12 protein-coding genes are annotated in these 15,339 nt (G+C 69.6%); 4 read left to right on the plus strand and 8 right to left on the minus strand.

Annotated features, from left to right (window positions below):
• Window positions 1-100: 100 nt before the first annotated feature.
• Entirely contained in the window at window positions 101-1,129 is a 1,029-nt protein-coding gene (locus tag OG246_RS13545; RefSeq protein ID WP_266460632.1) for a glycosyltransferase family 2 protein, read from the plus strand.
• Between the two features lie 54 nt (window positions 1,130-1,183).
• Here the strand turns inward: OG246_RS13545 and OG246_RS13550 are convergent, their stop codons facing one another.
• From OG246_RS13550 to OG246_RS13565, 4 genes are all read right to left on the minus strand, one after another.
• Window positions 1,184-2,983: an LCP family protein gene (locus OG246_RS13550; RefSeq protein WP_266460635.1), complete on the minus strand. Its 1,800-nt coding sequence runs from the start codon at window positions 2,981-2,983 to the stop codon at window positions 1,184-1,186.
• Window positions 2,984-3,106: 123 nt separating this feature from the next.
• Window positions 3,107-4,858, minus strand: coding sequence for an LCP family protein (locus tag OG246_RS13555; protein ID WP_266460638.1), 1,752 nt, complete (start codon window positions 4,856-4,858; stop codon window positions 3,107-3,109).
• A gap of 248 nt (window positions 4,859-5,106) precedes the next feature.
• A complete protein-coding gene (locus OG246_RS13560) occupies window positions 5,107-6,402 on the minus strand; it encodes an LCP family protein (RefSeq protein WP_266460644.1) in 1,296 nt (431 codons plus the stop codon).
• 195 nt (window positions 6,403-6,597) lie between these two features.
• The gene (locus OG246_RS13565) at window positions 6,598-7,353 is read right to left on the minus strand and encodes a TIGR03089 family protein (RefSeq protein ID WP_266460647.1); all 756 of its coding nucleotides are present in this window, start codon (window positions 7,351-7,353) and stop codon (window positions 6,598-6,600) included.
• A 128-nt stretch (window positions 7,354-7,481) separates the two neighbouring features.
• On the opposite strand from OG246_RS13565, the gene OG246_RS13570 reads away from it, so the two are divergent.
• Window positions 7,482-8,894, plus strand: coding sequence for an N-acetylmuramoyl-L-alanine amidase (locus OG246_RS13570; protein ID WP_266460650.1), 1,413 nt, complete (start codon window positions 7,482-7,484; stop codon window positions 8,892-8,894).
• A gap of 122 nt (window positions 8,895-9,016) precedes the next feature.
• Window positions 9,017-10,099 (plus strand): NDP-sugar synthase, encoded by a 1,083-nt coding sequence (locus OG246_RS13575; RefSeq protein ID WP_266460653.1) that lies wholly within the window; start codon window positions 9,017-9,019, stop codon window positions 10,097-10,099.
• A 137-nt stretch (window positions 10,100-10,236) separates the two neighbouring features.
• Here the strand turns inward: OG246_RS13575 and OG246_RS13580 are convergent, their stop codons facing one another.
• From OG246_RS13580 to OG246_RS13595, 4 genes are all read right to left on the minus strand, one after another.
• Entirely contained in the window at window positions 10,237-11,238 is a 1,002-nt protein-coding gene (locus tag OG246_RS13580) for a DNA-3-methyladenine glycosylase (RefSeq protein WP_266460656.1), read from the minus strand.
• Between the two features lie 66 nt (window positions 11,239-11,304).
• Window positions 11,305-12,636 (minus strand): coenzyme F420-0:L-glutamate ligase, encoded by a 1,332-nt coding sequence (locus tag OG246_RS13585; RefSeq protein ID WP_266464187.1) that lies wholly within the window; start codon window positions 12,634-12,636, stop codon window positions 11,305-11,307.
• Between the two features lie 86 nt (window positions 12,637-12,722).
• The gene (gene cofD, locus OG246_RS13590; RefSeq protein WP_266460658.1) at window positions 12,723-13,682 is read right to left on the minus strand and encodes a 2-phospho-L-lactate transferase; all 960 of its coding nucleotides are present in this window, start codon (window positions 13,680-13,682) and stop codon (window positions 12,723-12,725) included.
• 92 nt (window positions 13,683-13,774) lie between these two features.
• Window positions 13,775-14,263 carry a cysteine dioxygenase family protein gene (locus OG246_RS13595; RefSeq protein WP_266460661.1) on the minus strand — a complete coding sequence of 163 codons (489 nt, stop codon included), beginning with the start codon at window positions 14,261-14,263 and terminating at the stop codon, window positions 13,775-13,777.
• A gap of 700 nt (window positions 14,264-14,963) precedes the next feature.
• Between OG246_RS13595 and OG246_RS13600 the strand changes: the two genes are divergently transcribed.
• Window positions 14,964-15,227 carry a WhiB family transcriptional regulator gene (locus OG246_RS13600; protein WP_003975777.1) on the plus strand — a complete coding sequence of 88 codons (264 nt, stop codon included), beginning with the start codon at window positions 14,964-14,966 and terminating at the stop codon, window positions 15,225-15,227.
• Window positions 15,228-15,339: the final 112 nt, after the last annotated feature.

The raw sequence follows: 15,339 nt of genomic DNA on the forward strand, positions 1-15,339 counted from the left end.
GTGGGATCCGTGAGCACCGTAGGCCCATACGATCTGCGGCCCGGGGCGGAGAGAGGGCGGCGCGCGACCGTGTCCCCCATTCGCGGTAACGTGGCGACCGATGAGCGAGAAGTCTGACGTGCGGTCCCCCGCCGTTTCTGTGATCATGCCCGTCCTCGACGAGGAGCGGCACCTGCGCGGGTCCGTCCAAGCGATCCTGGCGCAGGAGTACGACGGCGAGATGGAGGTGGTGCTCGCCATCGCCCCGTCCTCGGACCGTACGGAGGAGATCGCCGCCGAGCTCGCGGGCGAGGATCCGCGCGTGCACACCGTGCCGAACCCGGCCGGTCGCACGCCCGCCGCGCTGAACGCGGCGATCAAGGCGTCCAGCCACCCCATCGTCGTACGCGTCGACGGGCACGGCATGCTCTCGCCCAACTACATCGCGACCGCCGTACGCCTCCTCGCGGAGACCGGCGCGCAGAACGTCGGCGGGGTCATGCACGCCGAGGGTGAGAACGACTGGGAGCACGCGGTCGCCGCCGCGATGACCTCGAAGATCGGCGTGGGGAACGCGGCCTTCCACACGGGAGGCGAGGCCGGGCCCGCCGATACCGTGTACCTCGGTGTCTTCCGGCGTGAGGCCCTTGAGCAACAGGGCGGCTACAACGAGGAGTTCATCCGCGCCCAGGACTGGGAGCTGAACTTCCGGATCAGGGAGGCGGGCGGCCTCATCTGGTTCTCGCCCGAGCTGCGGGTGTCGTACCGCCCGAGGCCCTCCATGCGCGCCCTCGCCAGGCAGTACAAGGACTACGGGCGCTGGCGCCATGTCGTCGCCCGCTTCCACGAGGGCTCCATCAACCTGCGCTACCTCGCCCCGCCGACCGCCGTCTGCGCGATCACGCTGGGTGTCGTGGTGGGCGCGGCGCTGACCCCCTGGGGGTTCGTGATCCCCGGCGGCTATCTCGCGGCCATCGCGCTCGGGTCGCTGCCCGCGGGCAAGGGGCTGCCGCTGAAGGCGCGGCTCCAGATTCCCCTCGCCCTCGCGACGATGCACATGTCGTGGGGCTGGGGCTTCCTCACCAGCCCGAAGGCGCTCGCGAAGAAGGTCATCGCGTCGCGGCGTCCGGCGGTGCTCAGCTCCAACTGAGGTTGTAGGTGCACGAGTTGGGCCCCTCTCGGCATGGAGAGGGGCCCAACTCGCTTACGACCAGGTGTAGTTCGGGTTCACGTGCATGCAGGCCTCGTCGTTGGCGCCGTTGAGCGCCTCCGCCGTGTCCGGAATCGTGTTGTCCTCCACCTCGGCCTTGTACGTCGTGCCCTCGCGCCAGTCGGCGCCGACCACGAGCGTGACGCCCGAGACGTTCGTCGACTTCTCCACCGAACTCGTCGGAATCCCCAGGGCCTTGGCGACCCGCTGGGCGTCACCCTCCAGGTCGGCGCTCGGGTACTTGATCAGCGTCTTGTCCTCGGCCGTCGCTTCCGTCTGTTCCGCCGAGGCCTGGGTGAAGCCCTTGCCGACCAGCAGCTCGCTCACATCGCTCGCCCGCCCGCTGACCGGGCCCAGCGTGGACGTCCGGGTGCCGTTCAGCACGGCCACGCCGATCTTGTCGTCCGCGGCGGCCGGATCCGAGGAGGCCTTCTCCGTGGTCGTCTTCTTCTTGTCCTTGCCGTCCAGCGCGATGTCCTCGCGGACGAGGCGGAACAGCTTGGCCGCGTCGTCCGTGGGCTCCACGTGCACGCCGACGTACCGGTTCGGCATCGTGGTCATCGTGATCCGCTTCGGCTCGACCTTCTTCAGCTCGTTGCCGAGGTCGTAGAGTTTCCCCACCTCGTCCAGGCTCTCGTCGACGATCAGCGCTTTGGTGGCCGTGTTGGCGAGCTTGAGCAGTTTCGTGGGGTTGGTGATCGTGGCGTTCTCGCGCAGCTGGCGGACCATCGAGTTCATGTACTGGTGCTGAGCCTTGGCGCGCGCCAGGTCGCTGCCGTCCTCGAAGCCGTAGCGGGTACGCAGCCACTGCAGGGCCTGCTCACCCTTGACGTACGTGGTGCCCTCTTCCAGCTTCAGCCCGGAGCCGTGGCCCTGGCTGTCCCTGGACTCGACGTTGGCGTCCACGCAGACCGGGACGCCGCCGATCGCGTCCGCCATCGAGACCACACCCGAGAAGTCGATCTGCATGAAGTGGTCGATGTGGATGTCGGTCAGCTTCTCCCAGGTGGCCACCGTGCAGCCGGGGCCGCCGCGGCCGAGTGTCCGGTTGGTCAACGTGCGAACGGTGGTTGCCGCGTACACCTCGCCGTCGTCCGGGTCCGTGCACTTGGGGATGTCCACGAGGGTGTCGCGCGGCATGCTGATCACCGACATGTTGGTGCGGTCGGCGGAGAGGTGCAACAGCATCTGGACGTCCGCGAGCGGGGTGGAGCCGAAGGTCTCCTTCGCGCCGCCGAGTTCCTGGTTCTCCTCGGTGTCCCGGGCGTCCGAGCCGATCAGAAGGATGTTCAGCGGGGTCTGGCCGGCCGCGTTCGCCTCGGACTTGGCGGCGCGGTCCTTCTCGTCGCCGATGTTCAGTTTGTCCTTCTGGATGTTGTCGTTCAGGTGCTGGTAGTAGAGATATCCGGCACCCGCGGTGCCAAGTATCAGGACTGCCAGGACCATCGCCGACCAGCGCAGTATTCGGCGTTTGCGGCGCGGGCGCGCCCCGCCCCCGTGCTTACGGGCGCCGCCGCCGCTCCCGCTGCTCCCCTGCGCTTTGAGGGGCATCGTGTCCTCGGCCGTCCGGCCGTCGGCTCCCGGAACAGGATCGCCGTCGGCCGCCACTGGGGCCGCCGCCGGCTCTCCGTCGGCCCTCGGGCCGGGAACGCTCTCGGCGCCCTGACCGGAATCGCCGTCGGTCCCCCGGACGGGCTCACCGCTCTCGTCGTACAGGCTGTCGTCCCAGCCCAGCTCACCGGCCCCCCGGCCGTTTGAGCGTCTTCCCTCCCCGCGCACACCACTTTGCGCCATCTTGCTGCCCCTCCCCACCCTGCGCCTGACAAACGGGCCCGTCCCGCGTCCAGTTGAACGTTTGTGGCGCCCAAGTCGGACGCACTCACGTCCTGTTGGACGCATGACGGACCCGTTAGGTCATCAGCTGGCGCACACAGTTTTGTCCGCCGTGGACTTTTCGACCGTCGAGGGCGCCGTTGTCGCAGCGGTCATGGAGACCCCCGCGCCCTTGAAGTCCTTGCCCAGGGTCAGCACGATCGCGGGCAGACCCTGTGAGTTCGTCTCGCTCTTGCCAGGCTTCATCGCCGAACCGGACAACCCCATGAGATCCGCCAGCTTGCGCGCCTGATCGGCCTGGTCGGGTGAGTACTCGAGGGTCGTCTTGCTGAGCGTTTCCTCGGCGTTGCCGAGCTGGCTGGACTTGGTCACGCCCTCATCATTCTGCAGCCAGTTAAGTGTTTCCTGTGCGGAGCCGGCGGGGGCGCCGCCGTTGTAGATGTTGACCCGGACATCGGCGGCCGCGGACTGGGTGCCCTTGAGCCGGGCGGCCACCGCGGCGGCCTCCTTCTTCTCCTGCGCCTTCACCTCGGTGAAGGACACGTCGTCCCTGATCATGTCGAAGACCGGCTGAGAATCCGTCGGGGAGACGACGACCGTCACCGGGGTCTCCTCGGCCGGGTTGTCGATGACCGGCGTCGTGAGGAAGGTGATGTTCTTCGTCGGCACCTTCTTCAGCTCCAGGGCCACGTCCTTGAGCGTGCTGACCTTGCCGATACCGGTGTCCACCGTCAGCGCCTTGGTGGCGGCCTCGGCCAGCTTCAGCAGCTTGCTGGGGCTGGTGAGGGTGTCGCTGGAGGACATCTTGCGCATCAGCGAGGCCAGGAACTGCTGCTGCACCTTGATGCGGTCGAGGTCGCCCGAGTTGCCGAAGCTGTGCCGGGTGCGGAGGAAGGCGAGCGCCGTCTCGCCCTCGATCGTGTGCTTGCCGGCGGAGAGCTTGAGTTTGGAGTCGTCGTCGTCGACGTCCTTGGCGAGGCAGACCTCGACGCCGTCCACCGCGGTGGTCAGCGTCTTGACCGCGTTGAAGTCGGCCATCATGAAGTGGTTGGGCGTGATGCCGGTGACTTCCTTGACCGTGCGCATGGTGCAGCCCGCGTCCCGGCCGGACTGGCCGAGGCTCGTGTTGAAGCGGACGCCGGTGGTGCCCGGGATGACCTTGGTGCTGCCGTCCGACTGTTTCGTCTCGCAGTCCGGGATGTCGACGATCAGGTCGCGCGGAATGCTCAACGCGGTCGCGTTCGTACGGTCCTTGGAGACGTGCAGCAGGATCGTGGTGTCGGCGTGACCCACGCTGCCCGAGTCGCCGTACTCCTCGTTGCCCTCACCGGTGCGTTTGTCCGTACCGATGATGAGGATGTTGAAGGCCTCGTCCTTGCTGAAGCTGCTGGAGGCCGCGTTGCCGACGTCCGTCGTGGTGACGTTGCCCTCGAGGTGCTTGAGGTAGAAGTACCCGGCGGTGGAGGCGGCGACCAGCACGAGGGCCATCGTGCCGCCGGTCCACAGCAGTATCTTCTTCGCCTTCGACTTCTTCGGCTTCGTACGCCCCCGCCGACGCCCTGGAGGCGGTTCGGCGGGTGCGCCACGGCGCCTGCGCGGCCCCGGCACATCGGTGTCGGGAACGCGGCCCGGAGCTTCGCCGGGTTCGCGGACCGGCGTGCTGCGTGAGCCCGTTGGGACGCCCCCCGCGCCACGGGCCGATCTGCGAGGACCGGGGACTGGTGATTGCGGTGCGGAAGGCCGCAGTCGCAGTTCGTAGTCGCCGGTGTTCGGGTTGAGTACCCACTGGTCTGCGGGGTCGATATCGTCCGCCCGCCCACGGCCTTGCGCGTCCACGGTTGCTTAAGTCCTCCGTCGGGGCCACGCGGCGCCTTTTCCCCCTACAAAAGGCGCTCGGTCAGTCGGTCCAGCAGTGCGCGACCGCAGGACAGACCTGAAGGCCGGGTGCACCGGATCGCTCACACTATCCGCCCAGTTCAGCGTCAAGCGACGGCAGTGACAAATTCCACCTGCCTACAACTGGGCAATCCGCCCTATTTCTCAGAGAGTTCTTAGCTCAGCAGTTCCCCGCCTTGACGTGGGCTTTACCCGCACTCGTCCTCGGCCGCCGTGTTCCCCCGGAAAGTCGGCGCCGGATCGGGACTCCGCGGGACTCCGGCGGGTCCCTTTCCGCCCGGTTTTCCGTCCTCGTAGGACTCGCCCTCGGACTCGCCCTCGGACTCGCCCTCGGACTCGTCGTAGGACTCCCCGAAAGAGGAGTCGTACGAGCTGTTTGTGGCGGAAACCTCCGGAAGGTCCTTTGTGACCGCGATCGCCGCATCTTCACGCAGCCGCGTGAAGAGTTTCTCAGCCTCGGGTTCCACGAGCTGGTCGCGGTTGGCGTTGTAGACGTACGACGTCCGGGGCACCGTCAGGAACTGCACCCGCTCCGTGGGGATGTTGCGCATGCCGCGCACGAGGTCGTACAGCCCGCGCAGGTTCGCCAGCGCCGGGTCCGTGGTGAGCGAGGAGGTGGCCGCGTCGAGCACGGGATAGAGCTTCGTGGGATTGAGCAGTACGTCGTTGCTGCGCACCTTGTTGACGAGTGCGCCGAGGAAGCGCTGCTGACGGTCCATCCGGTCGGTGTCGCTGCCGTCGCCGATGCTCTTGCGGGCGCGGACATAACCGAGGGCCTGTTCGCCGTTGAGCGTCACCTTGCCCGCCGGCAGCTTCAGCTGGGCTTCCTTGTCGTCGATCGGCTCCTTCAGGCACACCCGGACGCCGTCGACCGCGTCGACCATCTCCTTGAAACCGTTGAAGTCGACGACCATGTGATGGTCGACGCGGATGTTGGTGAGCTTCTCGACGGTACGGATCGTGCAGGCCGAACCGCCCGCCTGGAAGGCGTAGTTGAACATCGCGAACATCGGCTCGGTACGGGTGCCGTCCGGGCGGCGGCAGCTGGGCACGTCCACCATCAGGTCGCGGGGGAGCGAGACGGCGGTCGCGCTGCGCCGGTTCGCGGCGAGATGCAGCAGGATCGTGGTGTCGGACCGCTCGGTGCCGGAGTCCCGCCCGTACTTCGCGTTGCCGTCCCCGGCCCGCGAGTCCGACCCGATCAGCAGGATGTTCTGCGCGTCGCGCACCAGCGCGGTGGGCCGTTCCTTCTCGTACCGGGCCAGCTCGGTCGCCGCGTCGTTGTCCGCCGTGATGTTCGCGTTCAGCTTCTCGTACGCCGCCCAGCCCACTCCCGCGGTACCGAGCACCACGACCGCGGCACCGATCGCCGTGTAACGCAGCCAGCGCCTACGCCGACGTATGAGCCCGGCGCCGGTAGGGGTGGCACCGAGCTCCGGACCCAGCGCACCACGTCCGGAGGCCGTGCCTGCGGTGTCGGTCACGTCTGAGTCCACCCCTCATGGCGTACGAGCGTGTCGTGCTCCTACGACCATGGCGCGGGGCGGGGGTGGGGGCGGGACGCTGATGGGCCGAACGGATGACACGGGGGGCGACCGCAGCGCCCCTTCAGGGGCGCGAGGAACTGCGCGACCAGCCACAGACGGCCCGCAGACAACCGGCGGCCTCCTGGCGAAGGCTCACCGAGCCGTAGCCGTCACCCGCTCACTCTCGATCCGCTTGGCCAACGCGTCCTCGCCAAGCTCCTCAAGATGGCGGCACAACACCACGGACCCCCCGGTGGCGAGCGCCGAGTACAACCCCGCGCTGAGCCCCTCCCAGGTGTCGTACGGCAGCGCCGACAGAATCCGGGACCCGGGCCCCGTGAGCCCGAGCGCACCCGCATCCACCCGCGCCCGCTCGACAACCTCCGCGCTCGTGTACTCCGCCCCGGCGACGATCAGCGCCGCCACCTCCGGGTCCACAGGCGCGTACGCCTGGAACCGGTCCCCCTGCGTCGGGACCTCGACGGCGTAGTCGGCGTACCCGGCGGGCGGCGTCGGAAAGCGCCGCCCCAGCGGAGCCAGCGACAGCGCGACACGTTCGCCGGAGCACGCGAGCCCGGCCTCGAACTCGCCGGGCCCCGCGACGACGTGATCCGCCGCGCCGGGATCGCCCCCGACATCCGCGACGACACCCACCGACGAACACGCGAGCAGCCAGACGGCCGTCTGCCAGTGCGCGGGCAGCCGCAGCGCGACCCGTTCGCCGGGTTCGGCCGACAGTTCGTTCTGGAGCAGGTTGGCGGTCTTGGCCACCCAATTGGCGAAGGTGGCCACGGACAATTCGATCCGTTCGCCCGTGGCGTCGTCGTAGAAGGTCACCAGGGGGCGCGCGGGGTCCGCGGCGAGCGCGGATCGCAGCAGGTCGGCGGGGGTGCGGTCGGTGGCGTTCACGCGGGCAAGCGTACGCGGGGCGGAGCGCCCGGCGGACCCGCCGGGCCACCGGTTCGGCCGAGTGGAACCCGACGGTCCGTCAATTCCCCGATAGACAGATATGTATGACTATGTCCAGGATCAGGGGCATGCGTGGATTCCTTGCTTCCTCGGTCGGCGTCACTTGCGCGGCCGCTCTCGCCCTTCCGCTGGCCCTGTCCGCTCCGGCGCAGGCCGGCCTGCCGGCGGTGACGTCCGAGCCCGCCGCCCCCGGCAGCACCCAGTCCCTGCCGCTCGTCCCGCTCGGGGGCGACCGCTCCCTCGGCTCCGCCGCTCCCGAACAGGGGCTCGTCAGACGCGACGTACGGCCCTTCTCGCTCGTCGGCGTCGTCTGGGACAACCCGGACAGCGAACTGCACGGCCGCGTCCAGGTCCGTACCCGCGGCGCCGCCACCGGCCAGTGGTCCGGCTGGCAGGACGTCGAGACGCACAACCACGAGCACGGCGCCGACCCGGACAGCGCCGAAGGCGGGTCGGGCCGGCTGCGTGGATCCACCGCACCGCTGTGGGTGGGGGACTCCGACGGCGTCGAGGTACGCGTCCAGGCGGAGATGGACGAGCGCGCACCGGTGGTGAGCGACTCGCCGCTCCCCAGGGGCTTGCGTCTCGAACTCGTCGCGCCCGGCGCGGACGCCCGCTCCGCAGGCGCGCAGCCGGACGTTCCGCGCGCCGGTGCACAACAGAGCCTGCCGCGAGCCGACGCGCAGGTACGCGCCCCGCGCGCCGGCGCACTGTCCGCCGTGTACGCCGCCGTAAACGCCGACAACACCGGTCTGGAGCCCACGAGCGCCGCCGACATCCCCGAGCTCTCCCCGGACGAGATCCCCGAGCTCTCCCAGCAGGAGACGGAGCGCGAATTCTTTGCCGAGCGCCCCGATGAGCAGCGCGTGAAGCCGTACATCGGCCCACGCCCGCGCATCATCACGCGCAAGGGCTGGGGCGCGAACGAGGACCTGCGCGAGCGCGGTTTCGTCTACACGAAGAAGGTCAAGGTGGCCTTCGTGCACCACACCGCCTCGGGCAACAACTACACCTGCGCCCAAGCCCCTTCGGTCATCCGCAGTATCTACCGCTACCACGTGGTGAGCAGTGGCTGGCGGGACATCGGCTACAACTTCCTCGTCGACAAGTGCGGAAACATCTACGAAGGCCGGGCCGGGGGCGTGGCGAAGGCCGTCATGGGCGCCCACACCCTCGGTTTCAACACCGACAGCATGGGGATCGCCGTCCTCGGCAGCTTCGGCAAGACGAAGCCGTCCGGATCCGCCGTAACAGCCATCGCGAAGCTCACGGCATGGAAGCTTGGCCTCTTCGGAGCCAATCCGAACGGAAAGACATATCTGAAGTCCGGCGGTGGCAATCTCTACAAAAAGGGAAAGAACGTGCGACTGAACGTGATCTCCGGCCACCGGGACGGGTTCAGCACGGAGTGCCCGGGCTGGCAGCTGTACAGCAAGCTCGGCTCCGCCCGGAAGACGGCGGCCAAGTACCAGGGCAGGTAGCACGGCCGGGCAGCACGGGAGGACCCGCACCGTCGGCCGTCGAAAGCGCCATCGAACGGTCTGCATACACTGGCCGGCCGAAACACAGTTCGGCCGGTCCCGGCAGGAAGCAGAGACGACAGGTGACAGAAGCGATCCTCCTGGTCGGCGGCAGAGGCACCAGACTGCGCCCGCTCACGGTGCACACTCCCAAGCCGATGGTTCCGGCGGCCGGGGTCCCGTTCCTCACCCACCAGCTGGCCCGGGCGAAGGCAGCGGGCGTAGAGCGCATCGTCCTGGCGACCTCCTACCTGGCCGAGGTCTTCGAGCCGTACTTCGGCGACGGCTCCTCGCTCGGCCTCCACCTCGAGTACGTCACCGAGGAGGAGCCCCTCGGCACCGGCGGCGCCATCCGCAACGTGGCCTCCCGCCTGCACTCGGGCCCCGACGCCCCGGTCCTGGTCTTCAACGGCGACATCCTGACCGGTCTCGACATCCCGGCCCTGGTCCGCACCCACCAGACGACGGGCGCGGACGTCTCCCTCCACCTCACCCGTGTCGAGGACCCGCGCGCGTTCGGCCTGGTCCCCACGGACGCCACCGGCCGCGTAACGGCCTTCCTGGAGAAGCCCCAGACCCCCGAGGAGATCGTCACCGACCAGATCAACGCGGGCGCATACGTCTTCCGCCGCTCGGTCATCGACACGATCCCCACGGGCCGCCCGGTCTCGGTGGAACGCGAGACCTTCCCGGACCTCCTCGCCAACGGAGCCCACCTCCAGGGCATGGTCGACTCCACCTACTGGCTCGACCTCGGCACCCCCCAGGCCTTCGTACGCGGCTCAGCGGACCTCGTCCTCGGCCGAGCCCCCTCCCCGGCCGTCCCCGGCCGCTGCGGCGACCGCCTGGTCCTACCCACCGCCACCGTCGCCCCCGACGCCAAGCTGACCGGCGGCACGGTGGTCGGCGAGGGCGCACACATCGGCGAAGGCGCCCGCATCACAGGCAGCGCCATCCTCCCCGGCGCAGTCATCGAACCCGGCGCCGTCATCACCGACTCCCTGATCGGCGCCCGAGCCCGCATCGGCGAACGCTCCATCCTGGAAGGCGCGGTAATCGGCGACGGCGCACACATCGGCCCGGACAACGAACTCCGCGACGGCGTACGGGTCTGGTGCGACGCCAGAATCCCAGCAGGCGCGGTGCGCTTCTCCTCGGACCAGTAGCTCTCAGCCTGTCCGGCGTTTGAGGACGAGGCCGTTCAGGCCGAAGGGGGGTCTGGGGGCGCAGCCCCCAGGTACGGGACGGGCAGGGGCGGAGGGGGCGAAAACCCCTCGGCCCCGGCACCGGCGCCGGGCGCCGGTCAAAGCCGCCCGATATCCCCCCGAGGCATCTTCGGCACCCGCCGAGCCGGCGTCCGCCCGGACAACAGGATCAACCGAGCCGCCCGATGCCGCTGCCCCGCATAGGGCGCGAGCAACGACAGCATCACGGAGTCGTCCGCGTCCCGGTCACCCGCCAGCGCGTACCCCACGATCCCGGGCAGATGAAGATCCCCCACGGTCACGGAATCCGCCGCCCCATGACTGCGCTGCACAACCTCCGCAGAGGTCCAGGGCCCCACCCCGGACACCAGCTCCAGCCGAGCCTGAGCCCGCACGGGCTCGAACGACACCGCCTCCTCGAGCCGCGCAGCGACCCGCACGGCCCGCAGAATCGTCGAGGCCCGCTTGTTGTCCACCCCGGCCCGATGCCACTCCCAGGAGGGAATCAACGCCCAGGTCCGCGCCGCCGGCATGACACACATCCGCTCCGGCGCGGGCCCCGGCGCAGGCTCCCCGTACTTCCGTACGAGCAACCGCCAGGCCCGGTACGCCTCATCGGTGGTGACCTTCTGCTCGAGCACGGACGGGATCAGCGACTCCAGCACGAGCCCGGTACGCGTCAGCCGCAACCCCGGCCGCCGATGCCGGGTGACCGCGACCAGCCGGTGCCGCGGTTCGAAGGCATCCGGGTCGTCCAGGGCCCCGAGCAGCTCCGGAAGCTGATCGAGCAGCCACTCGGCCCCCGCCCCCCACGCCTCGCCGTGGACCGCCCCGCCCCGCAGCGCGACCCGTAGGGTCCCCGGCCCGGCAGGAGTCCGGCAGGCCCGCCAGACGGACCCGTCCGGCGTCGTACGGAACGTCGGATCGCCCGGCCCACGCCGCAGCGGCCCGAGCACGAGCCCGAGATCGAGAGGCCAGGACGGCGTCCACGTACGACTGCGGCCGGGCGCCGGCGCGGGCAGGGGCACCCCGCCGGGCACCACGACATGCCCGCCGCGCACTGTCGTACGCGTCGGCCGAGGTGCGAAGCGTCCAGCCACGAATGAGGTCCTAGCGCTTGGGGTGCCCTACGAGGGTAGGCGGTCCGACTCCCCGGAAGGCCTGACTCACCGCACCTCGATGAACGCCCCCGCGTCCCGCTCGGGCCGAGCCCTGGGCTCCTCCGCCGCGTGCCCCACGGCCACGGCCCCCATCGGATCCCACCCCTCCGGCAGCCCCAGCACCTCTCGTACGACATCCCGGCAGAACATCGTCGACGACACCCACGCGGAGCCGAGCCGCTCCCCGGCGAGCGCGACCAGGAAGTTCTGTACGCCCGCCCCGGCCGCGACCACGAACATCTCGCGCTCGGCCCCGTCCCGCCGTACGTCGCCGTACGTATGAGCCCCGTCCATCACCAGACACGGCACGACGAGGTACGGGGCCTTGCGCAGCACATCCCCCCGCCGGACCCGCTTGGTGATGGACTCCTCGGCCTTCTGATCCCCGCGCAGATCCGCGATCCAGGCGTCCCGCATGGCGTCGAGGAGCCGCGTCCTGGACTCCTCGGACTCCAGGAGGACGAACCGCCAGGGAGTGGTGTGATGCGGCGCGGGCGCCGTGACGGCCGCCGCCACTGCCCGTCGTACGGCACCGGGGTCGACGGGCTCGTCGGTGAAGGCCCGAACGGTGCGCCGCTGGGTCACGGCCTCCCGTACGGCCTCCGACGTGCCGAGCCGGAACATGTCGTCGCGCCCGCCTCGCACCATCGCCCGCGCTCCCTCACCGTCGTCCTCGGCCACCACGTGCGGCAGCCCGCGCACGACGGCGACCGGCAGCCCGGCGGACTTGCCCTTGATCAGGTCACCGGCGGCGGCCAGTTCGTCGGCGGTGGCGACGACGGTCGCGCTCAGCGGATTGCCGTGGGCGTCCGTGCCGCCGCGCAGATCGTCGAGCACGTGTACGCCCGCGGCGCCGATGGCGACATCGGTGAGCCCGGTGCGCCAGGGCCGTCCGAAGGTGTCGGTGATCACGACACCGACGTCCACGCCGAGGGCGTCCCGCACCCCGTCCCGAATCGTCCGCGCGGACGCGTCGGGGTCCTCGGGGAGCAACAGCACGGTCCCGGCGGGGGTGTTGGAGGCGTCGACTCCGGCGGCGGCCATCACGAGACCCTGCCGGTTCTCGACGATCCGCAGGGTCCCGCGGCGCGCCACGACCCGTACGGTCTCGGCGTCGATGGCGGCCTCACGGTCGACGGCCTCGACGATCCGCCCCTCCGCCTTGGACACGATCTTGGAGGTGACGAGGAGCACGTCACCGTCGATGAGCCCGGGCTCGGCAGCGGCGACGAATTTGGCGAGGTCATCGCCCTCGCGCACCTCGGGAAAGCCGGTCAGCGCCCAGACCCGATAGCCGGGAGGCGCGGCGGAGACGTCCGTGTCGGGACGCCCGGACACGGCGTGAGCCGCGAGGCTGTCACCGGCGGCGACCCCCTCCGAACCCTCGCCCTCCGCAAACCCCTCCTCCGGAGGCACCAGACCGCTCAAGGCGCCCGCACCTCCTCCGCCAGCGTCAGCGCCTCACGCGCCATCTGCGCCGTCGCGTCGAGGTCGGACATCATCAGCGGCACGGCCCGGCAGCGGATCCCGGCACTCTCCACGCGCTCCACGACGGACGCGTCCACCGTGTCGACGAGCCAGCCGTCGAGGAGCCCCGAGCCATAGTGCTCGGCGACCGCGGCGGCCGTGGACTCCACGCCCACCGCTGCCAGCACCTTGTCGGCCATGCCGCGTACGGGAGCGTCCCCGACGATGGGGGAGAGGCCGACCACGGGAACGCCCGCGTCGGCGATCGCCTCCCGGATGCCGGGCACGGCGAGGATCGTGCCGATGGAGACGACGGGGTTGGACGGCGGGAAGAGGATGACGTCCGCCTCGGCGATGGCTTCGAGCACCCCGGGCGCGGGCTTCGCCTGCTCGGCGCCGACCGGCACGATGGCCTCGGCCGGCACGGAGGCCCGCAGCCGCACCCAGTACTCCTGGAAGTGGACCGCCTTGCGCTCGCCGCCGACCTCGACGGCCACATGCGTCTCGACGCGGTCGTCGGACATGGGGATGAGGCGGACGCCCGGCTTCCACCGGTCGCACAGCGCCTCGGTGACCGCGCTGAGCGGAAAACCCGCCCCCAGCATCTGCGTCCGCACGATGTGCGTCGCGAAGTCGCGGTCGCCGAGTCCGAACCACTCGGGCCCGACCCCGTACTCCGCGAGTTCCTCCTTGAGGTGGAAGGTCTCCTCCGCCCGACCCCAGCCCTGCTCCTCGTTGATGCCGCCGCCGAGCGTGTACATCACCGTGTCGAGGTCCGGGCAGACCTTCAGCCCGAAGAGGTGGATGTCGTCCCCGGTGTTGCCGATGACCGTGATGTCCGCGTCCGGCGCGGCCCGCTGAAGACCACGCAGGAACCGGGCACCACCGATGCCGCCTGCCAGAACCACAATGCGCATGGGAATCAGTCTTGCAGGCGGGTACGACAACGCGTCAGGCGGTTACGGGACCTCTAGCTGTGCGAGACCTCAGCTGTACGGGACCTGGACGACTACGAGACCTCGGCGACGGCGCAGCGCGCGGCGTGCATCGGCATCTCGGTCAGACCCGGGTAGTACACGTGCAGGCTCACCGCCGGTTCGAGGGAGTCGTTGACGACCTCGTGGACGTAACCGGGCGCGAACACTCGCTGTGCACCCGTGCCCAACGCGCGCGTGCCCCGCTCCGTGCGCTCGGTCAGCGCGCCGTCCAGGACGGTCAGTACGCCGGAGGAGCCCCCGTGGTCGTGCAGCCCGCTGCCCTGCCCGGGCACCCAGGAGAGCAGCCACACCTCGTAGCCGGGGCCGGTGCGAAGCCGGTGGTACCAGCGGGAGGTGGCGTCGTACTGGACGAGGTGCTCCCACTGGGAGCGGTCGGCGGCGATGGAGCGGGCCAGGCCGACGAACTCGGCCACGGTGGCGGGGTGCTCGCGCGGCGGCTGGAGCAGGTGCGGTACTTCGAGGATGTCGCCGGCGATCTGGAGGTCGTTGTCGCTGTTCATGGGGTGCGGTGGTTCCTCGGCGGGAGAGTGCTGGGGTGTCGCGGACCATTACCGCCCGGGTTACGAGCGGGGGTGTCGCCCGGTTACGGGCGGGGAGTCGCGCCGTACGGATCTACGGAGCGGACGTCAGCCGGAGCGCGGTGTGGCTCAACAGCTGGGACAGCAACAACAGCTACAGCGAGCGCGGACAGCACCGTGGGACCCGGCGGTGCGGGTCGAGGTGAGCGCCAAGTTCGCGAGCATGCCCACAAGGACATCGGGTCACACCTCGACTGTCAACTTCATGCCCGCCATGTGGGAGATGTTTCACCTCATCCGGTTCATCTGTGAGGCGAAAGGTTTGTTCAGTAGCCGCCCCGGACACATGGCGCACAACCGGGCGCACAAACCTCGCCGCGAGCCCGTGATCCGAATGTGATCCGGTTCGCTTCGTTGTTCGCGTCGGAACGAGATCGAACTTATGCGCGTCCTTCCCTGTGAAGGGGGCGGGGGTCTGGCCTGGGCACCTTCGGCTGTCAGGGTTTATGCCGATTTGAACACTTTCCGCATAGCCTTGGTTCCGCAGAGTGAATAAGGGGCCCAATAGCAGATCTCGGCTTGACTGGCCCGGATCGGCACACTTGTAATTTCACTCGTGTCGTTCAGCCGAAATCGGTTACGGCAGCATCACGGGGACGCGAAAGACAGACGAGGGGCGCACATGACCGAGCTGGTGCAGCAACTGCTGGTCGACGACGCGGACGAGGAACTCGGCTGGCAGGAGCGCGCGCTGTGCGCCCAGACCGACCCCGAGTCCTTCTTCCCCGAGAAGGGCGGCTCCACCCGCGAGGCCAAGAAGGTCTGCCTCGCCTGTGAGGTCCGTTCCGAGTGCCTCGAATACGCGCTCGCCAACGACGAACGATTCGGCATCTGGGGCGGTCTCTCCGAGCGCGAACGACGTCGTCTGAAGAAAGCCGCCGTCTGAGAGTGACCGACGCCGGCCGCATGTTGACCGAACGCTGACCGAAGAGGACCGCCGTCCGACCGAACGGCGCACACCCCTACGTACCGATACGTAACGAACGGCCCGTCGCAGG

Origin of the sequence: Streptomyces sp. NBC_00620 (assembly GCF_026341825.1) — a bacterium.
In the GTDB taxonomy this organism is placed as follows: Bacteria; Actinomycetota; Actinomycetes; order Streptomycetales; family Streptomycetaceae; genus Streptomyces.